The sequence below is a fragment of the Brochothrix campestris genome (assembly GCF_046058945.1).
In the GTDB taxonomy this organism is placed as follows: Bacteria; Bacillota; Bacilli; order Lactobacillales; family Listeriaceae; genus Brochothrix; species Brochothrix campestris.
Genome location: NZ_CP175511.1, coordinates 951010 through 975213, shown reverse-complemented (window position 1 = coordinate 975213; position 24204 = coordinate 951010). Strand labels below are relative to the sequence as shown.

18 protein-coding genes and 1 pseudogene are annotated in these 24204 nt (G+C 39.4%); 4 read left to right on the top strand and 15 right to left on the bottom strand.

Going from position 1 to position 24204, the window contains the following annotated elements; translation table 11 throughout:
• Positions 1-16: 16 nt before the first annotated feature.
• Complete coding sequence (locus tag ACJYYY_RS04900) at positions 17-706, bottom strand: response regulator (protein ID WP_035313157.1); 690 nt, start codon at positions 704-706, stop codon at positions 17-19.
• Positions 703-2241 carry a hypothetical protein gene (locus tag ACJYYY_RS04895; RefSeq protein WP_408869180.1) on the bottom strand — a complete coding sequence of 513 codons (1539 nt, stop codon included), beginning with the start codon at positions 2239-2241 and terminating at the stop codon, positions 703-705. Before ACJYYY_RS04895 ends, ACJYYY_RS04900 begins: the two co-directional genes overlap by 4 nt.
• A gap of 387 nt (positions 2242-2628) precedes the next feature.
• On the opposite strand from ACJYYY_RS04895, the gene ACJYYY_RS04890 reads away from it, so the two are divergent.
• Both ACJYYY_RS04890 and ACJYYY_RS04885 read left to right on the top strand, forming a co-directional pair.
• A complete protein-coding gene (locus ACJYYY_RS04890) occupies positions 2629-3957 on the top strand; it encodes a 2-hydroxycarboxylate transporter family protein (RefSeq protein ID WP_035313158.1) in 1329 nt (442 codons plus the stop codon).
• Positions 3958-4000: 43 nt separating this feature from the next.
• Positions 4001-5158, top strand: coding sequence for an NADP-dependent malic enzyme (locus tag ACJYYY_RS04885; protein ID WP_035313162.1), 1158 nt, complete (start codon positions 4001-4003; stop codon positions 5156-5158).
• Between the two features lie 152 nt (positions 5159-5310).
• On the opposite strand, the gene guaA is transcribed toward ACJYYY_RS04885, so the two are convergent.
• The 3 genes from guaA to ACJYYY_RS04870 form a co-directional block, all read right to left on the bottom strand.
• On the bottom strand, positions 5311-6846 hold the full coding sequence (gene guaA / locus ACJYYY_RS04880; RefSeq protein ID WP_035313184.1) for a glutamine-hydrolyzing GMP synthase: 1536 nt from the start codon (positions 6844-6846) through the stop codon (positions 5311-5313).
• A gap of 128 nt (positions 6847-6974) precedes the next feature.
• Positions 6975-7796 carry an ammonia-dependent NAD(+) synthetase gene (gene nadE / locus ACJYYY_RS04875; protein WP_035313164.1) on the bottom strand — a complete coding sequence of 274 codons (822 nt, stop codon included), beginning with the start codon at positions 7794-7796 and terminating at the stop codon, positions 6975-6977.
• Positions 7797-7811: 15 nt separating this feature from the next.
• On the bottom strand, positions 7812-9305 hold the full coding sequence (locus ACJYYY_RS04870) for a nicotinate phosphoribosyltransferase (RefSeq protein WP_035313165.1): 1494 nt from the start codon (positions 9303-9305) through the stop codon (positions 7812-7814).
• A gap of 208 nt (positions 9306-9513) precedes the next feature.
• Here ACJYYY_RS04870 and mscL point away from each other — a divergent pair, with 208 nt between their 5' ends.
• Together mscL and ACJYYY_RS04860 are read left to right on the top strand one after the other, a co-directional pair.
• Positions 9514-9900, top strand: coding sequence for a large conductance mechanosensitive channel protein MscL (gene mscL / locus ACJYYY_RS04865; protein ID WP_408869179.1), 387 nt, complete (start codon positions 9514-9516; stop codon positions 9898-9900).
• A 384-nt stretch (positions 9901-10284) separates the two neighbouring features.
• The gene (locus tag ACJYYY_RS04860; RefSeq protein ID WP_408869178.1) at positions 10285-11535 is read left to right on the top strand and encodes a LysM peptidoglycan-binding domain-containing protein; all 1251 of its coding nucleotides are present in this window, start codon (positions 10285-10287) and stop codon (positions 11533-11535) included.
• A 53-nt stretch (positions 11536-11588) separates the two neighbouring features.
• Here the strand turns inward: ACJYYY_RS04860 and rapZ are convergent, their stop codons facing one another.
• The 10 genes and pseudogenes from rapZ to ACJYYY_RS04810 all read right to left on the bottom strand — a co-directional run bounded on the left by rapZ (position 11589) and on the right by ACJYYY_RS04810 (position 24191).
• Complete coding sequence (gene rapZ / locus ACJYYY_RS04855) at positions 11589-12467, bottom strand: RNase adapter RapZ (RefSeq protein WP_035313173.1); 879 nt, start codon at positions 12465-12467, stop codon at positions 11589-11591.
• A 20-nt stretch (positions 12468-12487) separates the two neighbouring features.
• Positions 12488-14218 carry a phospho-sugar mutase gene (locus tag ACJYYY_RS04850; RefSeq protein WP_035313175.1) on the bottom strand — a complete coding sequence of 577 codons (1731 nt, stop codon included), beginning with the start codon at positions 14216-14218 and terminating at the stop codon, positions 12488-12490.
• Between the two features lie 45 nt (positions 14219-14263).
• Positions 14264-15220: a glycosyltransferase family 2 protein gene (locus ACJYYY_RS04845; protein WP_035313177.1), complete on the bottom strand. Its 957-nt coding sequence runs from the start codon at positions 15218-15220 to the stop codon at positions 14264-14266.
• 77 nt (positions 15221-15297) lie between these two features.
• Positions 15298-16425 carry a CDP-glycerol glycerophosphotransferase family protein gene (locus ACJYYY_RS04840; protein ID WP_408869177.1) on the bottom strand — a complete coding sequence of 376 codons (1128 nt, stop codon included), beginning with the start codon at positions 16423-16425 and terminating at the stop codon, positions 15298-15300.
• A gap of 622 nt (positions 16426-17047) precedes the next feature.
• Positions 17048-18085, bottom strand: a pseudogene (tagH, locus tag ACJYYY_RS04835) (teichoic acids export ABC transporter ATP-binding subunit TagH); the annotation flags it as partial.
• A gap of 18 nt (positions 18086-18103) precedes the next feature.
• A complete protein-coding gene (locus ACJYYY_RS04830; RefSeq protein ID WP_051456956.1) occupies positions 18104-18862 on the bottom strand; it encodes an ABC transporter permease in 759 nt (252 codons plus the stop codon).
• 196 nt (positions 18863-19058) lie between these two features.
• On the bottom strand, positions 19059-19580 hold the full coding sequence (locus tag ACJYYY_RS04825) for a type 1 glutamine amidotransferase domain-containing protein (RefSeq protein WP_035314808.1): 522 nt from the start codon (positions 19578-19580) through the stop codon (positions 19059-19061).
• 250 nt (positions 19581-19830) lie between these two features.
• Entirely contained in the window at positions 19831-21033 is a 1203-nt protein-coding gene (locus tag ACJYYY_RS04820) for a phosphoglycerate dehydrogenase (RefSeq protein ID WP_035314824.1), read from the bottom strand.
• Positions 21030-22127 carry a 3-phosphoserine/phosphohydroxythreonine transaminase gene (serC, locus tag ACJYYY_RS04815; RefSeq protein ID WP_408869176.1) on the bottom strand — a complete coding sequence of 366 codons (1098 nt, stop codon included), beginning with the start codon at positions 22125-22127 and terminating at the stop codon, positions 21030-21032. Before serC ends, ACJYYY_RS04820 begins: the two co-directional genes overlap by 4 nt.
• A 393-nt stretch (positions 22128-22520) precedes the next feature.
• Positions 22521-24191 (bottom strand): alpha-glucosidase, encoded by a 1671-nt coding sequence (locus ACJYYY_RS04810; protein WP_035314807.1) that lies wholly within the window; start codon positions 24189-24191, stop codon positions 22521-22523.
• Between the last annotated feature and the right edge of the window lie 13 nt (positions 24192-24204).

Below are 24204 nucleotides of genomic sequence, written 5' to 3'. Positions count from 1 at the left end.
AGCATATGTCTCCTTACTAATCACCTGGCAGCAAGTAATAGTAGCATTTATACGGGCGACCAATTTTGGTATAAATACTTTTAACTTCCAAGTGCTTTATTGACTCTAAATAATACAGATATTTACGTACAGAAACATGTGATAAGCCCGTTAATTGAACAACTTCATGGACTCTAAACGGTTGTTCCAATTTCACTATTACGCTTGTAATTAAGTGTAATGTTTCCTTTGACAAGCCTTTTTCTAGCACCTTGCTCTGCTTTGTTAATCCCTCTTGACATGATGATTCACCTGTCAGATAATCAATCATTTTTTGGTTCAGTGTTTCCTCAAGTAGTTTTTCGGATTTTTCAAAAAAACGATTGATACTTTTTTCAAATCTGTCAAATGTGAACGGTTTAATTAAGTAATCAAGCGCACCTAACTGAAAACTCGATTGCACACAACTTGTTTCATTAGCCGCTGTAATTAATATTACCTCTACTTTTATTAATTCATGCCGGATTATGCGTAACATATCCAATCCATTATTTTCTTTTAAATGTATATCTAGTAAAATTAGATCTACGCTTTTATCTTTAAGTAATTCGATTGCACTTTCCACATAATTTGCTGAATAGACATTTTCAAACCGATTAATTCTTTCTAAATAATTTCTATGAATAAACTCAACCATCGGATCGTCTTCAACAATTAATACATTCATAATAAGTCTCCTTCATATTTAATTTTAAAAATGAAAATCATCTCTGTTGGCTTTTTATCAATAAAAAAACTACCTTCTGTCGCCTTTAGTAGCTCCTTAAAATAATTTCCTTTAAAGATGCTGATTATTTTTTGACATTCTTCTTTATTTCGCTTTGTTTTATATTTTGAAATTAATTGTTCCTTTTCACAAGAAATGATTACCGCTAATTCTTGTGGACCTTGCTCTTCAATAAAAACATGGTGTATGTAGCGATATAAATTAACAATAGCAATTGTTTTTTCATAGTTTAAATTATTTGGCAGTTCAGAAGCTACCTCTATCTGTAAACTAATATTATAATTCGAAAAAGTCTCCCTTTCTCCTACTAAAAAACCTGCAATCATCGGGTTTTTCACCAAGATAGAAATGCTATTGGTAAACATTTCTTCGGGCGCTAAAATATCATTGAGATATATTTTCAACTGGATATATGCCTCTAAATCAACCAAACCATAAATGACATGTAGTTTGTTCATAAATTCATGTGATTTATTTTGTAATGTCGATGCATACGAGGTTGTATTCTCCAATTGATCCATAACTAATAGTGATGCAGTTGCATTTCGCAAAAAAACGATAAAGCCCACTGTTTTTTTTCTAACTACTATCGGTGCAATCGAAATAAGATAATCTTGTCCATTTTGACGATACAGCTGTTCGTCCTTCTTCTTAAAATCATAATGATCATTATCCTGTATTAAGACATCAATACCTTTTCCTTCAAGCAAAGAGAACTCTCCACCCAATTGGACATACAAAGTTTTTGCTGCCGTATTTGCTAAGGTAATTATCCGTTGATTATCTGTTACCAAAATCACATCTTTTGTCTCGTTAAGCATCGCATTTCTTTCTTCTAACAACCTAGTTATTTCTTTAGGTTCTAGATTGAGTAATTGACGTTTCAAGTAATATGCAACTAGAGATGAACCCATTAAAGCTATCAAAATACTAATCGTAAGTGAACATGCATATTCCTCACTTGCATGTTCAACTAACGCTTCTAAATTCGGTAACTTTATTCCAATTGCAACGACACCAATTTGTTCTGATCCTGAAAATATTGGAACAAATCCTCGAAGCGACTGACCTAACGTACCATTGCTAATGGATATTTGTTCTTTCCCTAAAAGCGCTTCTTTCTCATCACCACCTTCAAATCGTTGCCCAATTTCATTTGTATTCGGATGAGTGAGACGAATACCATCCATGTTCATAATAACAACAAAATCCAACCCATGTATTTCTGCTATTTTGTTTGTATACTGCTCCAATGCTACCGACGATTTATTCGATTGCAATGCACGTTTAATGCTATCTTCTATTGCTAATTGTTTGCCTATTCCCAGTAACAACTTTTCCTCTTCCTTTTTTATCTGCTTTTTATTCTCGTGAATAATCAATCCATAAACGACCGTATTTGATACGATTAATACTGCAATGAAAATAACAGATAATAGTAACCATAAACTGATACCCTTCTTCATAAATTTCATTAGAAAGTCACTCTCCTCCTCTCATTAAAAATAAACTTACTTTTTCCGCACTCCTCTTAAATCTTATATCTGTGGTACTAAGTTAGCTTCACTCTACTCCATTTTACACTATGATTAAATGTTTATTCAGTTTTTTAATCCAAAGAACTAGTCATAAGGACACATTTGAGTCATTGCGTTTTTAGTTTAACATCCATATGAATGCTTCTTGTTTTTCATTTTTTATCTCAACAGCTAACTTTTTCTGTCTTTTAAAGTAAGTTGTGGTTTGAATTTCTTGCCGAAGGTCATTTAAACTAATTAAACTACTTAAATTAGTTTAATTAACTTCATTATTTTTATACATGCCTCTAAACTAAACGTATAAGAAAGATAGGAGGCTACATAATGAAAAATAACAAACTAGTCACAACATCCGATACAAAAAGTCATTTTATTGGAAGATGGATGGAAATACGGATTGGTTATACTCCACTACCTGTCTACATTGTTTTAGCAACTATTATAATGATTACGGCATTCTTACAACAATTACCAGTAAACATGCTCGGTGGCTTTGCCGTTATCTTAACGATGGGATGGTTACTAGGTACAATCGGTGCAAATCTTCCTGTACTAAAACACTTTGGTGGCCCAGCTATTTTATCTTTACTTTTACCTTCGATATTAGTTTTTTTCAACTTAATTAATCAAAACGTGTTGGATTCGGCCAATATTTTAATGAAAGAAGCTAATTTTTTATATTTCTATATTGCATGTTTAGTTTGCGGAAGTATCCTTGGAATGAATCGTAAAATACTTGTCCAAGGGCTAATGAGAATGATTGTACCCATGATGGCTGGGATGATTTGTGCAATGGGAGTAGGAACCGCTGTCGGTGTTCTTTTGGGGTTAGATTGGAAGCATACTCTTTTCTTCATTGTCACTCCAGTACTAGCAGGAGGTATTGGTGAAGGAATTCTTCCTTTATCTTTAGGATACAGCGCTATCGTCGGTACTGGTAGTGAACAACTCGTAGCTCAACTTATACCAGCAACAATTATTGGTAATTTTTTTGCCATTATGTGCGCTGCTCTTTTATCGCGATTCGGTGAAAAACATCCTAAATATTCAGGTAATGGGCAACTTGTAAAGACTTCAAATGTAGACGATATGGCGGATTCACTCGATGAAGACAAGCGGCCTCTCGATATAAAATTAATGGGTGCTGGTGTTCTTGTTGCCTGTACACTTTTTATAACAGGTAGCTTATTACAGCATTTGACAGGCTTTCCTGGTCCAGTTTTAATGATTCTGGTTGCTGCCTTTTGTAAATATATCAACATTGTGCCAAAAGAAACACAATTAGGGTCAAAACAATTATATAAGTTCATTTCAGGAAATTTCACTTTTCCGTTAATGGTTGGTTTAGGTTTATTGTATATACCATTAAAAGATGTTGTTGGCGCATTGTCTTGGCAGTATTTCATTGTGGTTATCAGCGTGGTTTTCACAGTAATCGCTACCGGGTTCATCGTTTCACGTTTTATGAATATGTATCAGGTCGAAGCCGCAATTGTTTCTGCCTGTCAAAGCGGGATGGGGGGAACTGGTGACGTTGCGATTTTAAGCGCGACGAATCGTATGAATCTAATGCCCTTTGCCCAAGTTGCTACACGCTTAGGAGGTGCTATAACAGTAATTATCATGACTGCTCTTTTAAAAATATTCTTTTAAGTAGACTTATAAAAAAAAATACTATCACATTGGAGGAATAAAAATGATGAAAAATGTTACAGATTTAGCAATTGAGCAAGCCCGACTAAATGGCGGAAAAATAGCCACGGTATCTAAAGTAAACATCAATACACGCCATGATTTGAGTGTTGCATACACGCCTGGTGTAGCTGCCGTTTCTTCACTTATTGCAGCGGACAAACGTCTAGCTCGTGAACTCACCATTAAGAAAAACACAGTTGCTGTCATTAGCGATGGTTCTGCGGTATTAGGTTTAGGCAATATCGGAGCTGAAGCATCACTCCCTGTTATGGAAGGTAAAGCCGCTTTGTTTAAACGTTTCGCTAACGTTGATTCTGTGCCAATTGTTTTAGATACACAGAACACTGAGGAAATCATTCGTATTTGCAAGGCTATTTCACCTACCTTTGGAGGGATTAATTTAGAAGATATTAGCGCACCGAGATGCTTTGAAATCGAAAAACGTTTGATAGCTGAATGTGACATTCCCGTCTTTCATGATGATCAACATGGCACCGCAATTGTCGTTTTAGCAGCGGTTTATAACAGCCTCAAACTCATTAACACTAACTTAGCTGATGTGAAAATTGTGATAAACGGAGGTGGATCTGCTGGTTTATCTATTGCTAAAAAGTTCCTGGCAGCTGGTGCTGAAAATATTATAGTAGTCGATAAATCAGGCATTATAAGTGAAAGTGACGTTGCCTCTTTGGCTCCTCATCATCTTGAGATTGCAAAAGTAACAAATAAAAGCAATCTTTGTGGTACACTCGAAGATGCCTTAATAGATGCAAATATTTTTATAGGCGTCTCTGCTCCTGGTGCTCTTCATAAAGAATGGATTAAGAAAATGGCTGATAAACCAATCATTTTCGCTATGGCTAATCCCGTTCCTGAAATTTTCCCTGATGAGGCACTGGAAGCTGGTGCCTATATAGTCGGTACAGGCCGCAGTGATTTTCCTAATCAAATCAATAATGTCCTAGCTTTCCCGGGTATTTTTCGAGGCGCCTTGGATGCTAAAGCAACTAAAATAACCGAAAAAATGCAACTTGCTGCTGCAGCAGGTATCGCTAGTTTAGTCCCGGAAAACGAGCTGAGTCCCACTAACATTATTCCTGATGTGTTTCAAGAAGGGGTCGCTAGAGTGGTTGCTAAGGCTGTGATAGCTTCTTTTTAACTAAAAGAATTGAATGCTTGTTCTGATAGTGAAAATGTAACTTAACACGAATGATAAACGGGCAGGCTATTAATCTTGCCTTTTCAATAGGACATAAAAAAACCGTCACTCCTCAGAGTGACGGTTTTCCTTTGACTATTGATAAAGTGAGCTTATTCCCACTCAATTGTTGCTGGTGGTTTAGACGTAATGTCGTACGCGACACGGTTAACGTGAGCCACTTCATTGACGATACGTTGTGAGATAACTTCAAGCACTTCGTAAGGAATACGCGCCCAGTCACCTGTCATACCATCGATTGAAGTAACGGCACGAACAACCACTGTGTGATCATACGTACGTTCGTCACCCATTACCCCAACGCTTAACACGTTTGGTAAACAAGTGAAGTATTGCCAGATGTCACGGTCAAGGCCGGCTTTAGCAATTTCGTAACGTAAAATCGCATCTGATTCACGCACGATTTCAAGTTTATCTTCGGTTACTTCACCAAGTACACGAATACCTAAACCAGGACCAGGGAACGGTTGACGCCAAACAAGTTTTTCAGGCATACCTAATTCGATCCCTAACGCACGCACTTCGTCTTTAAATAAAGTGTTTAATGGTTCGATTAATTCGAATTGCATGTCTTCTGGTAAACCACCCACGTTATGGTGTGATTTAATTGTTTGCGCCGTTGCTGTCCCTGATTCAATGACGTCAGTATATAACGTCCCTTGAGCTAAGAAGTCAACGCCATCTAACTTAGTCGCTTCATCATCAAACACGTAGATGAATTCGTTACCAATGATTTTACGTTTTTTCTCTGGATCAGACACGCCCGCTAATTTACTCATAAAGCGTTCTTTTGCATCTACTTTGATGATGTTCATGTTAAAGTCACCGTATAATGTTTCCATTACTTGCGTGCCTTCATCTTTACGTAACAAGCCATGATCAACAAAGATACAGGTTAATTGATCGCCAATTGCACGGTGAATTAACACACCAACAACTGATGAATCAACCCCACCACTTAACGCAAGTAAGACTTTTTTGTCGCCTACTTTTTCGCGGATAGCCGCCACTTGTGCGTCAACAAAGTTTTCCATTGTCCAATCGCCTTTACAGCCACAAATATCAATCGCAAATTGACGTAACAATTCATTACCATAAACAGAATGACGTACTTCTGGATGGAATTGCACCGCATAAATGCGACGTGCTTCGTCAGCAATTGCAGTAATTGGGCATGATGGGCTTGTTGCTGTAATCGCAAAGCCAGCTGGGGCTTCAACAACTTTATCGCCATGACTCATCCAAACCACTTGGTCGTTTGGTGTGCCATTGAATAATGGGGCATTATCAATCACGTTGATTGATGCTTTACCATATTCACGGTTTGTTGCGCCTTCAACACGGCCACCGAAGTGTGTACTTAACAATTGCATACCGTAACAAATACCTAAAACAGGGATACCCATGTCGAAGAGACGTTCATCACAACGGAAGGCATCTTCATCATACACACTGTTTGGTCCACCAGATAAAATAATACCTGTTGGGTTCAAGGCTTTCATTTCTTCTAATGTAATTGTGTGTTCATGTAATTCACTGTATACACCAAATTCACGAATACGACGTGTAATCAATTGATTATATTGGCTACCAAAGTCTAAGACAATGATTTTTTCTACATCTTGCATCGGTTTAATACTTCCCAAAAATGTCACCCCACTCAAATATTTAGCTCTAGGCTATATCTTACTTATGATAACGAAAAAACACGTGTCAGTCAAGATAATTAGTCGAAAAAAGACCGCTTTTTTACGCTTTATTTTTTCCAAAATGAATCGAACACGGTAATCGGTAAATGCCGTTTATGTTCGGATTTGATGTACCATCCTTCGATTTTAGCCTGTGCCGTTTCGGACACAGCTTTGCCTTCGAGGTAGTCATCAATTTCATCATAGGTAACACCTAAGGCCACTTCATCGGATAAGGCTGGTCGATCTTCTTCCAAGTCAGCTGTCGGTGTTTTTGTATAGAGATGTTCCGGGCAACCTAAGGCTTGCAATAACGCACGACCTTGGCGTTTATTAAGACGGAACAACGGATTCAAATCGGTGCCACCGTCGCCATACTTCGTATAAAAACCAGTAATCGCTTCAGCCGCATGATCGGTTCCGATAACAGCACCCCCGCGGGCACCGGCAATCGCATACTGTGTCACCATTCGTTCACGCGCCTTAATGTTACCTTTCACGAAGTCACTTAAGTTCACACCAGCCGCCACAAGGGCCGCTTCAGTCGCGTCAACACTCGCTTTAATATTAACGGTCACTAATTCATCGGCCGCAATAAAAGCAAGGGCATCTTGAGCATCGGCTTCATCCAATTGCACCCCATAAGGTAGGCGCACGGTCACTAACCGCACATCGGCTCCTTCGGCCCGTGCTTCTTCAACCGCAATTTGGGCTAAGCGCCCCGCCAAGGTTGAATCTTGACCGCCACTTACTGCCAACACGAGTGTTTTTAAAAACGGGTGTTGTTTTAAATAGTCTTTCATAAAAGCAACACTTGTGCGAATTTCGGCTTGCACGTCAATCACAGGCTTCGTATGCAAGGTTGCAATAATTTCCGTTTGTAACGACATCTTCAGCACTCCTTTTTATAGTTCTGACCGATCAAAGTGAACACTGGTTGTTTCTTTGACATGGTCACGAATTTGTTTAATGTTTTCGTTGCGGTTTTCCCAACATTTATCGCTGAGGTCGACCGGGTATTCTTCTGGGTTTGAAATGCGTAAGTACTCATCCCACAACACTTTTTTACGCTCTTCGGCAAAGGCTTTAATCTCTTTCACATGTGGTAGATCATAAACGAGCTCACCATCGACAAATATATCGTGTAAGATTTCTTTGGCCGTAAAGTTTGAAACATCTTTTTGGATGTACGTGTGTACTGGATGGAACATCGTTAAGGTCTCGACACCGTCCATTGACTCATCGGCGAGGGTAATGTAGTCGCCTTCAGAATGTTGGCTCTCATTATCGATGATACGGAAGATGTTTTTGCGTCCTGGTGTTGTGACTTTCGAGCTGTTGCTTGACAGTTTAATCGTATCGGTATAATGGCCTTCATCATCGGCAATCGCCACCATCTTATAAACACCACCCAATGACGGTTGATCGTATGCGGTAATTAACTTTGTTCCCACACCCCACGTATCGATGCGGGCATTTTGGGCTTTGAGATGCATAATCATGTTTTCATCTAAATCATTCGAGGCCACAATCTTCGCATCTGGATAACCGGCGTCATCGAGCATTTCACGCGCTTTTTTAGATAGGAAGCTTAAATCGCCACTATCAATCCGAATGCCGGCAAAATTAATTTTATCGCCGAACTCATTCGCGACTTTAATTGCATTGGGAATGCCTGAATGTAATGTATCGTACGTATCAACTAAGAAAACGCAGTCCTTATGGCTTGTTGCATACTTTGTAAAGGCGACATATTCATCTTTGTACGCCTGAATCATCGCATGCGCATGTGTGCCTGACACAGGAATATCGAACAGTTTACCGGCACGAACGTTACTGGTTGAATCAAACCCTCCAATATAAGCCGAACGTGTGCCCCATAAAGCGGCATCAAATTCTTGGGCACGACGGGTACCAAATTCCATTACCGAGGCTTCAGGACCCGCGACGTAACGAATACGTGACGCCTTCGTTGCAATCAGCGTCTGATAGTTAATCGCATTCAACACTGCGGTTTCAATCAATTGACACTCTGCCAAGCCCGCTTCGACTTGAATAATCGGTTCGTTGTTAAAGACAATTTCGCCTTCAAGTACACTTCTAATCTTACCTTTGAACTTAAAGTCTTTTAAATACTGTAAAAAGGCTTCAGGATAATCGGTGTTTTCGCGTAAATAAGCAATATCTGAATCGGTAAAGGTCAATGTTTGAATGTAGCGAATGACACGTTCAAGACCTGCAAAAACAGCAAAGCCTGCATCAAAAGGCATTTTACGAAAATAAGCCTCAAACACCGCTTTTCTGTCAGCAATCCCATCTTCCCAGTATACTTTCATCATATTGATTTGATAAAAATCCGTGTGAAGAGAATAGCTATCATCAGGATAATTCGTCGTCATATTAATACTTCCTCTCGCATTTCATGCTATTTTTTGTACTCACCTTATTATACACATCTTTGCATAACAGGTGAACAAACTTTGCTTATTTTAACGGTGTCTTCGCGTATTTATGGATTTTATAATTGTTTTTTGTTTAGGCATTGCTAATCTCGCAAATATATCAGATAATTGTAGATGTACTATAATTTTTAGGGAGGTTATACATATGTGGAAAGAATTCAAAGAGTTTGCACTTAAGGGCAATGTGCTTGACTTAGCGGTCGGGGTTATTATCGGCGGCGCGTTCGGTGTCATTGTTAAATCACTCGTTGATGATATCATTATGCCATTAGTCGGAATTATCATTGGCGGGATCAATGTGTCTGACTTAGCAATCAAAGTTGGCGAAGCTACCTTAAAATACGGCTTGTTTTTACAATCGATCATTAACTTTTTAATTATCGCGTTCTCAATCTTCATGTTCTTGAAAGTCGCGAATACATTAATGCGTAAACGCGGTCAAGAAGCTGAAGTTGTTGAAGCTGTTGAAGAAACAAAAACAGAACAATACTTAAAAGAAATCGCTGAACTGCTTGCTGAAAAGAAAGCCTAATTAAAAAGCGTCATAATAGAACTGTAAATCGCTACGTTTCAAACAGTGATTTGCAGTTTTTTTCTGTTATCACGTATTCATACTTATATTAAGGGCTTTTTTTCGATTAAGCAGCTAACAATCGGGGAGAGAGTATCTTATTACAGGGGGGTCAATCTTACTTGTTTCATTGGTTGCTGTTCCACTTCATTTAAATCCCTTTACCTCGACTATTCCCCCTCCAATTCATGTACATTTGCTCTTTTTTGAGAAAAACCTCAAAAAAAAGTACCATTAAGCTCATCATTTGGTATAATTAATATAAGTATGAAGACCTAATGTACAATTGGCTCTAAATACACATCATCTTACTATTAACTTCAATTTAAAGGAGCAAATACAAATATGAAGAAAACTACAATAATTACAGGACTTAGTGCAATTGCCCTAAGTTCAGTAGTCCCGACCGCTTCAGCAGATACAACGACAAACGATAGCTATACGGTTCAAGCTGGGGATACTCTCCAAAAAATCGCTGCAAAATTCGGCGTTACTGTGGATACGTTACGTGCTAACAATCAATTAGGCAAGTACCTTACGATTGGACAAAAATTAATAATCACACAAACATCAGCCAATTTCACTGATACAAGCCAAGCACTTCCTTCCGGTAGTACAGCAGAATTTGCTAACGCGTTGGCAGCAACAGCTAGTCAAACCAATTTAAGCGATCATTACTTTACAAGTGTCATGATTGCGCAAGCGATTTTAGAATCACAGAGTGGGCGATCAGGACTGGCTCAAAACTACAATAACTACTTTGGCATTAAAGGTGCTTATGAAGGACAGAGCATTAATCTTTCAACGCAAGAAGAAGTTAAAGGTAGTTACACTACGATTAATGCAAGTTTCAGAGTTTACCCTTCACCAGCTGCCTCTGTACAAGATTATGTCGATCTTTTCACACGTACAAGTTGGGCAAGTTCACATTATGCTAAATTCATTAATGCCAAGACGCCTGCAGAAGCTACACAGGCTTTAACAGGAATCTATGCTACCGACAGTGCTTATGGCACAAAATTACTCCAATTAATAAATACTTATCAGTTAGAGCAATACGATACACAGGCTGCTAATAATCCAAACACTACTGGAGACACAACCTTCACTACGTATAAAGTAAAAGATGGTGATACGCTTAAAAAAATTGCGACTAAATATAAAACAACCTATGAAGCGATTGCTGCAACTAATAAAATTGCCGCACCATATACAATTTATCCTAAGCAAGAACTTAAAATTGCCATTATTAAAACGCCCACACAGGTCAAAACTTATACGGTTAAAAAAGGCGACACATTAAGCGCTATTGCTTACAAACACAAAATGACGTACACTGACCTGGCTGCCATCAATCACATTACGTCACCATACACTATCCAAGTGGGTCAAGTGATTTCCTTAGCCAAAAATGAAAACAACTCAACTGTCGCACCCTCAAAACCAGTTGTAACGCAATCTTACACAGTCAAAAAAGGTGATACCCTTTCTAAGATTGCCGCTAAATACAGTAAAACTTGGTCTGAACTGCAAAAGATTAATAACTTGAAAAACCCTAACCAACTATCAGTGGGTCAAAAACTAACAATTAAATAACCAAGCGATAACAAAAGGGAGGCCCATTTGAATATAGTGGGTCTCCCTTTTGCTTATTTATCGTGTAAATGCTTAGTAACATCTCGATGAGTCAAGGTGGTTTGATAGTTCGTTTCTAATGCTTGTGCGATATAGCGAGCTAGCGATACCGAGCGATGTTGACCACCGGTACAACCAATCGCGATAAGGAGCTGTGTTTTTCCTTCTCGTTTATACTTTGGCAAGCTATAAACTAATAAATCGAGTAGCTTATCAAGAAACTGCTCTGTATCGGGCCACTTCATCACATAATTATAGACATTATCTTCGAGGCCGGTTTGCGCTCGCATCACTTCATCATAAAACGGATTGGGTAAAAAACGGACATCAAACACAAGATCAGCATCAATCGGAATACCGTATTTAAAACCAAATGACATCACGTTGACATTAAAGACAGCTTCTGTTCCATTTAAAAAGTGAACCATTAATTTTTCACGTAATTGTTTCGGTTTCAACACACTTGTATCCAGTACAAGCTGTGAAACGCTCTTCAAAAAGGCTAATAGTTCCCGTTCTCGTTTAATACCTGAATACGTTGATTTCCCAGCGGCTAATGGATGTGAACGCCGTGTTTCTTTATAGCGGGTGACGAGGATTTCATCATCAGCATCAAGAAATAAAATGGTTAAATCGAGTCCAGCTTGCTTTATCAGATCACCAATATAATCATCAATTGATCCAAAGAAATCTTGCGATCGTAAATCCATTACCACGGCAATTTTATTTTTGCCTGAATTGTGCATCAGCTCCCAAAATTTAGGCAATAATAACGGTGGTAAATTATCAACACAAAAGTAATCCATATCTTCAAACGCTTGCACAGCAACGGACTTACCAGCCCCTGACATACCTGTGATGATGACTAATTCAACTTCGTTTAGTTTCTCCATTAACACTCATCCTTATTTAATTATTGGACTAACATCGTGACAGCTGTTTTTATACGCATTAGTTTATCAGCTGCTTTCATGGCTGTATCTGCTGAAACACAGTAGTAAAACTTGATTTTGGGTTCTGTTCCTGATGGTCGCACGCAGAACCATGAACCGTCTTCTAGATAGAACTTCAGAACGTCTGCTTGTGGCAAATCAAGTGTCGTGATTGTCGATGCCAAACAATCAGTTCGTGTTTGTTTCGCAAAATCTTCAATTACAACAACGTTTAAATCCGCTACTGTTTGTGGTGGTGTCGTCTTGAAGTTCGTCATGATACGGTTGATTTCTGCGACACCCTGCATGCCATCTAACGTAAGTGATACGACTTCGTCGCTGTAGTAGCCAAATTGGTCATATAATTTTTCTAAGCCTTCTAATACGGTCAACCCTGCTTGTTTGTATGCTAAGGTTAACTCTGCAAACATTAAACCTGCTTGCAAGGCATCCTTATCGCGTGTGAATGCTTTTAGCATATATCCATTACTCTCTTCGTAACCGAACTGATAAACAAATTTTTTATCTGCTTGCCACTGTGCAATTTTTTCACCGATATATTTAAAGCCAGTTAAGACTTCAAACATTGCCACGTCATAATGTGCCGCAATTTTACGGCCAATATCGCTCGTAACAATCGATTTAACGACTGCTGCGTTGTGCGGTAGTAAGCCCGACTGTTTACGTTGATCCAAGACATAATTTAAGATTAATGCCCCAATTTGATTACCCGATAAAATTTGATATCGTCCATTACTATCTGGCACTGCAACGCCAAGTCGATCAGCATCTGGATCAGTCGCTAACAAAACATCAGCGGCGATTTCATCACCCACTCTAATCGCATAGTTAAATGCTTCAATATTTTCAGGATTTGGTGAGTTGACCGTAGAAAATTCAGGATCGGGATTCATTTGTTTAGTGACATACTCAACATTGGTAAAACCGGCCACTTCTAACACTTGCGGCATGAGAACACCGCCCGTACCATGTAGTGGTGTATAAACGATGCCGACATCGTTACCATGTTTACGAATCAATGAGTCATTAATAACCACCGACTCCAAATCACATAAGTAAGGTTTATCGACGAGTTCACTAATCACTTTGATTTTCCCTTGTTCAATCGCCATTTCCGTATCAACTGCTGCCAACGTCAATTCGCGGCCTTTAAGCTGTTCTAAGTTCGCGACAATGGCAGCCACAGCAGATGGAGTCATTTGGGCTCCATCTTCACCGTACACTTTAAAACCATTATACTGCGCAGGGTTATGGCTTGCCGTTATCATAATACCATTATACGCTTTTAAATAACGAATCGCGTATGATAATTCAGGTGTTGGACGCAGACTTTCAAAGACGTAGGCCTTGATTTCATGCAATGCGAGCACACTGGCGGCAATATAGGCGAATTCTTGTGAGAAATGACGTGAATCATAAGCGATGACGACACCTCGTTTAACTGCCAACTTCCCCTGTGATAGGATGTATTGCGCTAAACCTTCACTCACCCAACGGATGGTGTATTCATTCAAACGATTAGTACCGACACCTAATACACCACGCATACCAGCTGTACCAAATTCGATATATTTATAGAAATGATCTTCTAGCTCGGTTTTATCCAATTTAATTTCATCTAATTCCTGTCGATTTAGCTCATTTAATTGCTCGAATTCATCCCAGTTATGAAACGCTTTTTTCCAACTCATTGTTTGCTTACCTCCAAAAACTTAACTAGCGTTAAGCTCAAATTTTTAGTTTTTTTTCTGCTGAGGATCAATTTTCTTATCATTGAATTGATCGATAAAATACAACGGTCTGTTTTTAGATTCGTTAAAGATACGTCCTAAATATTCACCGATTACACCTAGACTAATCAATTGAATACCACCAAGAAACAAAATCATGATCATCAATGACGGGTAGCCTGAGACATCTGAACCAAATAATAAGGTTTTTATTAAAATAACAATCATATAAATAAATGCGATGATCGATACGATAAACCCCGCCACAGTTGATATTCGCAATGGTACTGTTGTGAAGGATGTGAATCCTTCAATCGCTAAGTTAATTAAATTTAAATAATTCCATTTTGTCTTGCCTGCGGCTCGAGGCTGCCGATCAAACAACAATTCTTTTTTCTTATAGCCAATCCAACTAAACAGTCCTTTGGTATAACGTTGCGTTTCACGCATCTGCTTGAGTGCATCGACACATCGTCGGTCAAGTAAGCGAAAATCACCGGTATCTCTCTGCAAGGGAATACGGGTGGTTTTTTGTAACATTGCATAGTAACGTTGCGATGTTATTTTTTTCAACCAAGACTCGCCTTTACGACTGCGTCTTTTTGCATAGACATCATCATAGCCCTGTTCCCACCAATATACCATTTCTTCTATTAATGCGGGTGGATCTTGTAAATCAGCATCTAAAATAACAACGGCATCACCAGTTGCATAATCCAAGCCCGCAATCATGGCTGTTTCTTTACCATAGTTTCGTGATAAAGCTAGTATTTGAACACGTTGATCCTTTTGACGATAGTGATTAAGATGCATTAGCGTTCCATCAGCACTACCATCATCAACAAATAAATACTCAAAAGCATACAAAGGCAGCTTTTGTGACATAGCTATTAACGCTTCATATAATACACCAATAACTTCTTCTTCATTGTATGCAGGAATCACAATTGTGATTTTTTTCATCGATCCACCTCCAATTCAAACCATCAAACTTCGTCATTGTTATTATAACAGGTATTGCTGAGATTGACCGTATTGACCTACGATGCTAAATATGTGGATAATTTTGAAACTGCTTCACCAACAGTATATTGATTCCACCTTTGATTGTATGATTGAAAATCAAACGTCTCTGGGATCGCAATGGCCCGACTTACTTGTGCAGTCGTCGTTACAATCTTGCCAGGTAGCATTTTTTTCCAACTTGGTTGCAAACCTTGGAGCGAGTCGTATTCCTGTTGGTCGTAGCAATAAAATAGCATTTGGGGCACCTTCGCTAATAGCGAAACTTCAAACGGAATCGACGAATAATCACTAATGATTAAATCAGCCGCGGGATAATAGGTCCTGATATCATCGGATACTGGGACAATTTTCACAAAGTCATCTTCAATAAGATTCCCCTGAGCCACCCGAGGATGTAACTTTATTAACAGTAACGCCTGATGTTGATGTTCTTGACGCAATAGATCGATGTCAAGGGCAATTTCATTATTATTACGATACGTTGGTGCATATAACAACAGTTTTTTGGTACTGCTAACTTGGTATCGTGCACGTATCTTTTTTTTCAAATCTGACATTTTTTCCAAATCAAAATAGGCATCGGTTCGCGGCAGACCAAATGGCAACTTTTTTTTCGATGTGGCCGCTAGAGACCGACCAAAAATAGCCATCATCTGATCTGATCCGACAACGTAGCTATCTGTATAGTCGTACACTTTTGCAAAACGTTGCTTATCTGCCAGTGAACGATTTACGTTAGCTTTATTTTCACTACCGAACGTTTTTATCGCACCATTTGCATGCCAGACTTGGATGCATTCACAGGTGGCTCGTTTCGGCAAGGCACCTAAAAAGGCGAAGTAATTATCAATTACGATTTTTTGTGCGCTTACGAGCGACGGTACACAGTAAAAAATATGCCAGCCGTCACATCTCATCGAACGAATCGACGGATTTAACTCCTTTAAGGCTACAGTTGCACTGCTCTCATACAAAACAATTACCTGCCGTTGTGGAAAACGTTTATATAACTCATTTGCTACTGGCACACAGTTATCACCAAAAGATGCGATAAATACGATTTTATTACGCTGTGAGACACGCTCCAGAAAGAGCGCGTAAACACGTATGATAAACATATATAGTTCTTTTACGACTCCCATTTCAACACCTCTTGACAATTAAAGACGATCTCTAGAGACCGTCTTTAATGGCTTATTTATTATAAAAAGAAACAGTTTCTTTTGTCACTCTGTACTGATAATCTAGACCTTCAAAAAAGTAAGATTTATCCTTGCTATCAAAAAGCGTTTGGCTCTTCGTAATGTCAAGTGCTTCAACAGAAACATACTCTTTCGTTTCAATTTGAATAGAAGTAATTAGGTCTGCCTCGTCATAATGATATTTTAATTGACCGTCATAGAGTGAAATCACCTTATCTTCTGGAATATCTTTTGAGTTCATTTCAGTGATCACATCGGTTTTATTACGACCAAGATAGGCGGTAAAGTACTCAATCGAAGTAGCAATTTGACCATTGAAATAGTCAACAAAATCGGTCTTTTCAACATTATCTTGAACAATACTATCTGATTTATATTGAAAATTACCTTTTTCAACATAGTATTTACCGTCTTCAAACGAAATTTCAACAATTTTATCACTTTGACGTTTAACAGCTAGTTGCTGACCGATAATGACTTTTGTTGATGCTTTTGTTTTTAAAGTTTCATCGGTGTACAGTTCCACATTATTTTTGTTGAAACGGGCATTCTCAGAGACGTTTTCCCAAACGAGTTTGACTGGTGTCTTCGTTTTAGCGTCTTCCTCTGTTTTGACACTAGAAAAAAACATGCTTGCTAAGCTTTTGTTTGAAGCTATTGCAATCCCACTCGTGATAATAACAAAAGCAAGTAAGACGAGAATAACAGGTGTCCAAAGACTCCCTTTTTTCTGTAATTTTTCATAAGTCGCTTGATTTCGTACGAGGCGCGAGTCTTTATCCGCTGGATTTTGAACTTCCAATGGTATATAGGGACGTTTCTGTTTCGCTTTACATTCTTGTTGATATGCCGTTTTTTCGGCTGGTTTTAAACCGTTGAACCATTTAACATAGGCATCATACTCTTTTGCTACCTCTGCGGCAGGTCCATCCATCCGCAATTCGCCATAATGCATCCATACAATCCGATCACAAAGCGATTTAACTTGTGCTAATGAATGCGACACAAAGAAGATTGTTTTTCCTTGTGCTTTAAAGTCCATGATTTTATCGACACATTTTTGATAGAAGGTTTTATCACCCACACTCAATGCCTCATCAATCACTAAAATATCAGGATCGATATGAACCGCAATCGCAAAACCTAGTCGTGATTTCATCCCGCTTGAATAGCTTTTAACCGGTTGATTAATAAAGTCCCCTAAATCTGAAAACGCGATGATTTCAGGCATTAATTGATTAATTTTTTTCATGCTATAGCCAAGCATTAAACATTTCATACGAATGTTTTCAACACCCGTCAGTGGGCCTTTAAGGCCTGCTCCGATTGCAATCATCGATACTTCACCATTGATTTCAATTTCACCTTTTGTCGCTGGTGAGATACCTGCAATCACACTTGAAACGGTGGACTTACCTGATCCGTTCACACCGATTAAGCCAACTGTTTCACCTTCATGAACATCGAATGAAATATGACGTAAGGCCCAAAAATGTTGGGGTTTCTTTCGTTTGTCAACGAGTGCTTTAATACGATCCGACTTATTTTGATACAAATCATATTCTTTAGACACATCTTTGACGGATACTTTAATTGTCATAATGCATATACCTCTCTCTTAAACATAGTCAATAAAGTTTTCTTTGAATTTATCGTGTAACACACTACCTGCTACTAATAAGAACAGTGTAATCGCCCAAAAATAAATACCTAATGCAGGTGATTCCCAAAACCACGCGCGCGATAAGAAAACATCTCTAAAACCATCGACTAAATATAACATTGGATTTAGCTTAAATACATTTTGAATAGTTTCAGGCATACGATCAATGCTCCAGATTGCACCTGACACATAAAATAGCAGACGCATGACTGATTGAATGATAAATTGCATATCGCGAAACAGTACGGTTAGAGTTGATGTAAACAATGTTAAAGCATACAGAAAAACCATCATGCAAATAAAGTAGTAAATAAACTGTATCCACATAACAGTTGGAAAAACGCCTTTATTAAATAATAATACTAGGGCTACAGCTAACATCACAACATATCCTGTTAAACCAGAGGCAATATTAATCGATGGTAAGATATTAAGAGGGAATTTCATTTTACTAACGAGTTGCACCTTGTTCACAATTACCTTACTGCCACGTGTAATCACTTGGCTAATAAAGAGCCAGGTGACCATTCCTAATACAAGCCAAACAAAGAATGGCACACCACCTGAATCGCCTCGTGAGCCTTTTAAAGCCACACCGAAGATTAGATAGTACGTTCCGACTTGAATAAGTGGATTAATAATTTCCCACAACAACCCTAAATAGTGACTTTGATAACTTGCTCGGTCTTCATAACGGGCAATTCTAAAAATCATTCCTAAATGAGTAAACTGATCTCTTATCGTTCTAAATGTAACTTTCAAGCATACACACTTCTTTCTCTCGTTTTAATTCACTAATTAGCAGCCGCCTAATTTTGCTCTTATGTATTTTAACATAAAATAATTAACAACGGTAACATTTACCGGTTACACGTGTTGTCTTATTAATTGGGGCTAATTTCCAACGAGTTTAGTTTGCAATAACTTTAATAAATTCACGTAAATAATCAGGCAGATCTGGCGGACGTCGACTTGACACAATATGACCATCAACGACAACAGGCTCATCATGCCAAATCGCGCCGGCATTTGTCATATCGTCCTTAATACCAGGTGTACTTGTGACGTTAACCCCTTGTAAAATATTGGCTGAGATGAGTACCCAGCCCGCGTGACAAATTTGACCGATTGGTTTTTTAGCCTCATCAAATTCACGTGTTAATCGTAAAACATCCTCAAAGCGACGCAATTTATCAGGTGACCAACCACCAGGTACTAACAAGGCATCATAATCCGCACTGTTAACATCCGCAAACGCAGCATCTGATACAGCAGGCACACCATATTTACCTATGTATGTTTTGTTTTTTTCTTCAGCAATTAAATGGACTTCTGCCCCTTCTTCTCTTAACCGTAATATCGGATACCACAGTTCTAAATCTTCAAAGTCGGTGCTTACAAATGACAATATTTTTTTACCTTTAAGTTTCATTAGTTATTTAACCTCCTATAATTTATAATCCCTCTAAATTATAGCATATTCTCGCACGATTACGGTAATACAACAAAAAAAGCATGCCCTTTTTGGCATGCTCGAAACTGAAGATAAACGCTAGTCTAGATTGTGCCGACTCGCTCACTCGGGATTACGCATCATTAGTACGCGCACCGTCGCTACCAGTTATCTGAATGTTGACAGCTTCTACTTATCCTTAGTAGGCCGATTATCTTTTTCACGACGGCTAATTTGGTTGCAATGACTTTACCGGTTGAATCACTCGTACACGAATACTGCCAGCGATACTACTTAAGTCGCTAATTAATTGATTACAGTGCGTTAACGTACTTGTTTTATCTAAATCAATTAAAGTATAAGCAATTTTGCCGCGGCTGCGATTGATCATATCACCGATGTTCAACTGATGCTCTGCTAATTTAGTCGTAAATTGACCGACCATGTTCGGAACATTTTGATGGGCAATCGCAATCCGAATCGTCTCGCGATAAGGTAATTCAACCCGCGGAAAATTAACGGAATTACGGATGTTGCCTGTCTCTAAAAAGTGACTCAACTCTTTGGCTGCCATTATGGCACAGTTTTCTTCCGCCTCTATCGTAGAAGCACCTAAATGTGGTAAAATCCGCACGCCTGCTTGTCCAAATAAATGTTCATCGGCAAAATCCGCCACATAATGTGCCAGCTGTCCGTTTTTCAGGGCAGCAACGACAGCTGTCGTTTGAACCAATTCCCCACGAGCAAAATTGAGCAAGACAGCACCTGGCTTAATTGCCTTTATGCTGTCTGCATTGATCATTTCAGCGGTAGAATCCAACAACGGCACATGTAAGGTAACGTAATCACTCATCGCAAGCAATTGTTTCAATTCATCGACACGTTCAACCTCACGCGACACTTGCCACGCGGCCTCGACTGAAACATAAGGATCATAGATAACGACCTTCATCCCTAACGCAATCGCATCGTTCGCAATCAGGCGGCCGATATGGCCGAGTCCGACGATTCCTAACGTTTTGCCGTAAATTTCGGTGCCAACAAATCGTTTTTTACCTGCTTCAACACGGGTAGCGATATCCTCATTCGGTAATTGCTCAACCCAATTTGCACCATCAATCATTGGGCGGGCAATCGTGAGTAGGTTAGCTAACACAAGCTCTTTCACGGCATTAGCGTTTGCACCTGGTGTGTTCATCACAACGATGCCTGCATCATCACAGCGCTCAAGCGGGATGTTATTGACACCGGCACCGGCTCGCGCAATGGCAAGTACACTGTCAGGGAGTATTTCTTCCTGTAGATTATAGCTTCGTAATAAAATGGCATCGCTCGGTGTTTGATCATTTAGACGATATTTTGTCGGCGAGAGCAACCCTAAACCTTGTGGGGCAATTTCATTATAGGTCTTAATGTTATATGTGTGAGTCATCCGCGCGACACCTCCATCAATTGATTTTTTTTTGCGAACACGCTCATAAAGTCAATCAAAGCATCGACTCCTGCGAGCGGCATCGCATTGTAAAGACTGGCACGCATCCCCCCCACTGATCGATGTCCTTCTAAATTGACTAAACCGGCGGCAGCTGCTTCTTGCGTAAATTGCTTATCTAGCGTTGGTGAGGCTGTCAAGAAGGGAATATTAGTTAACGAGCGACTCGTTGGTGCGACTGGTGATGTATAAAAATCAGATTCATCGATGAAGCGATACAAACGTTCTGCTTTGGCGCGGTTACGCTCTTCCATTAAGGCTACCCCACCTTCTGCTTCAAGCCATTCCAACACGAGTTTGGCCATATAAATCGCAAATGTTGGCGGGGTATTATACATTGAATTTGCGGTTGCATACGTGTCGTAACTTAACATCGTGGGTAATAATGGTTGTGTTTGAATTAAATCATCACGAACAATCACGATTGTGACACCGGCCGGGCCGATATTTTTTTGTGCTCCAGCATAAATGAGCCCAAAGTCCGTCACATTATACGTACTAGAAAGAATGTTCGATGACATATCGGCAACTAAGATGGTTTTATCATTCATCCGCGGTAATTCTAAAAAGGCTGTGCCCTCTATCGTATTGTTCGTCGTGATGTGGACGTAATCATAAGTATCTTCCACTATGTTGACCTGTGGTAGTTCGCTATAATTCACATCAGCCGATGAGGCCAACACAGTTACTTCGACGTGTTTTTTCGCTTCAGCAATCGCTTTTTGGGACCACGACCCCGAGTCAATATAAGCAACACGGTTTGTATGTGCTAAATTGAGCGGAACCATTGAGAACTGTAAACTTGCCCCACCTTGTACAAATAAAACTTTATAATTATCAGGAATCGCCATTAAGCGTCGTAAGCTTGCCTCGGCATCTGCTAAAATCTGTTCAAATAATGCTGAGCGATGGCTTAATTCCATCACAGACATCCCTGACTGTTGATAATTCAAAAAATGCGCGTGTGCTTCTTTTAAAACAGCTTGTGGCATCACCGCCGGTCCTGCTGAAAAATTATAAATCGGATGTGTCATCGTAACACCTCTTTCTTTGTATTTTTAACATAAACCTAGTATATATTTAAATAACTAACTTTACAATGTTCGTATTTACCTCAAACCTTTTAATAGTAATTTTGTTTCCGTTTTCCCTTTAATTAAAATGAAATACGCTCTTATCATTTAATTTAGAGTGTCATACAGCCGATATTTATTTGAAAATAATATCTGAATTTTCATAAAATCGTGCTAAAAACGGCCCTTTACAGCATTTGTTCAAATTGACAAACCAAAAGACCCGACGATAAATTCGTCGGGTCCCCGTTTGTAGACAAAATCTAAAAAGACGTCATTTCTTCTTTAATTGTTGCTTTTTCACTTATCGTTACCGATGCCTATTTATACGTCACTATTTGCTAGGCGACACCTTTATTTCTGATAAATAATAGCTTCATATGGTCGTAGCCCTTGCAAGTTAGCGAAGTCAGGTGTTTGCTCATAATTACCTAACAAAGTTTCGAACGGGCCTTCAACAGCCAACGAAGGGCGTTCAGTCACTGCCGTATCACTCATATTAGCAATAACTAACAGTGTCGCAGTAGCTGTCGTCCTTGTATAGACAAAGAGGGCTCTGTCTGCCGGCAACAACAGTTCAAATTTACCCTCACGGAAAACGGGCTCACTTTTACGCAACGCAATGAGGCGTTGATAGTAATGATAAATCGAGTTTTGTTGATTCAATGCAGCCGCGACATTGATTTCTTGATAGCGCGGATTGACGTTTAACCACGGTGTACCCGTTGTAAAGCCAGCATGTGTGCTCGCATCCCATTGCATCGGTGTACGCGCATGGTCACGGGCTTTAAGATGAACAGCAGTCATAAATTCCTCTGCTGATAACAACTGTCGTTGCTCAACCAAATCACGGTAGGCATTATGTATCTCGACGTCATCGTAGTCACGCAATTCAAACTGATTGTTGACCATGCCAATTTCTTCACCTTGATAAATAAACGGCGTCCCTTTTAAGCCGTGAAGTACCGTTGCAAAGGCAGTTGCACTCGCTTCGCGATAAGTCGTATCATTGCCCCAACGCGAAACAACACGGGCTTGGTCATGATTTTCAAAGTAGAGTGTGTTCCAACCGTTATCATTCAGCCCATCTTGCCATAAGGCCAAATCTTGTTTCAGCGCGACCAGGTCGAACGGTTTAACAGCCCACTTTCCGAGTTGCTCCGTCGGTTGTGTATCAATATCCATATGTGAAAAAGTGAAAATCATATTTAATTCCGCCCGCTTTGGATCGGTAAACAGTTTCGCAGCTTCGACATCAGAACCGTTGCCTTCACCGACCGTCATCGCCCCAAACGGTTGTAACACTTCACGATGCATCTCTCTTAAATACTCATGCAAGCGCGGACCATTGGAATGATATTCACCGACAACGTAGTGTTCATCACTATCATAAGACGGAAAAGTCTGGTCTTTTGAAATTGAGCCAATCACATCCATCCGCCAACCATCAACCCCTTTTGCCATCCAAAAACGCATTAAATCATAAATTTCTTCACGTAATTGCGGGTTTTCCCAATTGAGATCGGGTTGTTCTTTCAAGAAATAATGAAGGTAATATTGTTCAGTCACATCGTCCCATTGCCAAGCACTACCCGAAAACATTGAGCCCCAATTATTCGGTGGCGAGCCATCCGCTTGTGCATCTTTCCATATATAGTAATCACGATATGGATTATCCTTCGCTTTTTTGCTCTCAAGAAACCAACGGTGTTGATCCGAAGAATGATTGGCAACTAAGTCCATAATAATTTTCAAACCACGGGCATGGGCCTCATCGATCAGCTGATACATATCGGCATTCGTTCCAAACCGTGGATCAATCATGCGATAATCACTAACATCATAGCCGTTATCTTTTTGTGGCGACATAAAAATCGGACTCAACCACAGGGCATCTACACCTAACTTAGCCAAATAGTCTAACTTTTGAATGACCCCTTGTAAATCACCAAAGCCATCACCGTTGCTATCTTTAAAACTACGGGGGTAAATTTGATACACCACGGCATCCTTCCACCATTCCATCGAATTCCCTCCT

Excerpts from the sequence above, each read along its gene's own strand:
- ACJYYY_RS04900 (WP_035313157.1), bottom strand. The coding sequence starts at position 706 with ATGAATGTATTAATTGTTGAAGACGATCCGATGGTTGAGTTTATTCAT.
- ACJYYY_RS04895 (WP_408869180.1), bottom strand. The coding sequence starts at position 2,241 with ATGAAATTTATGAAGAAGGGTATCAGTTTATGGTTACTATTATCTGTT.
- ACJYYY_RS04890 (WP_035313158.1), top strand. The coding sequence starts at position 2,629 with ATGAAAAATAACAAACTAGTCACAACATCCGATACAAAAAGTCATTTT.
- ACJYYY_RS04885 (WP_035313162.1), top strand. The coding sequence starts at position 4,001 with ATGATGAAAAATGTTACAGATTTAGCAATTGAGCAAGCCCGACTAAAT.
- guaA (WP_035313184.1), bottom strand. The coding sequence starts at position 6,846 with ATGCAAGATGTAGAAAAAATCATTGTCTTAGACTTTGGTAGCCAATAT.
- nadE (WP_035313164.1), bottom strand. The coding sequence starts at position 7,796 with ATGTCGTTACAAACGGAAATTATTGCAACCTTGCATACGAAGCCTGTG.
- ACJYYY_RS04870 (WP_035313165.1), bottom strand. The coding sequence starts at position 9,305 with ATGACGACGAATTATCCTGATGATAGCTATTCTCTTCACACGGATTTT.
- mscL (WP_408869179.1), top strand. The coding sequence starts at position 9,514 with ATGTGGAAAGAATTCAAAGAGTTTGCACTTAAGGGCAATGTGCTTGAC.
- ACJYYY_RS04860 (WP_408869178.1), top strand. The coding sequence starts at position 10,285 with ATGAAGAAAACTACAATAATTACAGGACTTAGTGCAATTGCCCTAAGT.
- rapZ (WP_035313173.1), bottom strand. The coding sequence starts at position 12,467 with ATGGAGAAACTAAACGAAGTTGAATTAGTCATCATCACAGGTATGTCA.
- ACJYYY_RS04850 (WP_035313175.1), bottom strand. The coding sequence starts at position 14,218 with ATGAGTTGGAAAAAAGCGTTTCATAACTGGGATGAATTCGAGCAATTA.
- ACJYYY_RS04845 (WP_035313177.1), bottom strand. The coding sequence starts at position 15,220 with ATGAAAAAAATCACAATTGTGATTCCTGCATACAATGAAGAAGAAGTT.
- ACJYYY_RS04840 (WP_408869177.1), bottom strand. The coding sequence starts at position 16,425 with ATGGGAGTCGTAAAAGAACTATATATGTTTATCATACGTGTTTACGCG.
- ACJYYY_RS04830 (WP_051456956.1), bottom strand. The coding sequence starts at position 18,862 with ATGATTTTTAGAATTGCCCGTTATGAAGACCGAGCAAGTTATCAAAGT.
- ACJYYY_RS04825 (WP_035314808.1), bottom strand. The coding sequence starts at position 19,580 with ATGAAACTTAAAGGTAAAAAAATATTGTCATTTGTAAGCACCGACTTT.
- ACJYYY_RS04820 (WP_035314824.1), bottom strand. The coding sequence starts at position 21,033 with ATGACTCACACATATAACATTAAGACCTATAATGAAATTGCCCCACAA.
- serC (WP_408869176.1), bottom strand. The coding sequence starts at position 22,127 with ATGACACATCCGATTTATAATTTTTCAGCAGGACCGGCGGTGATGCCA.
- ACJYYY_RS04810 (WP_035314807.1), bottom strand. The coding sequence starts at position 24,191 with ATGGAATGGTGGAAGGATGCCGTGGTGTATCAAATTTACCCCCGTAGT.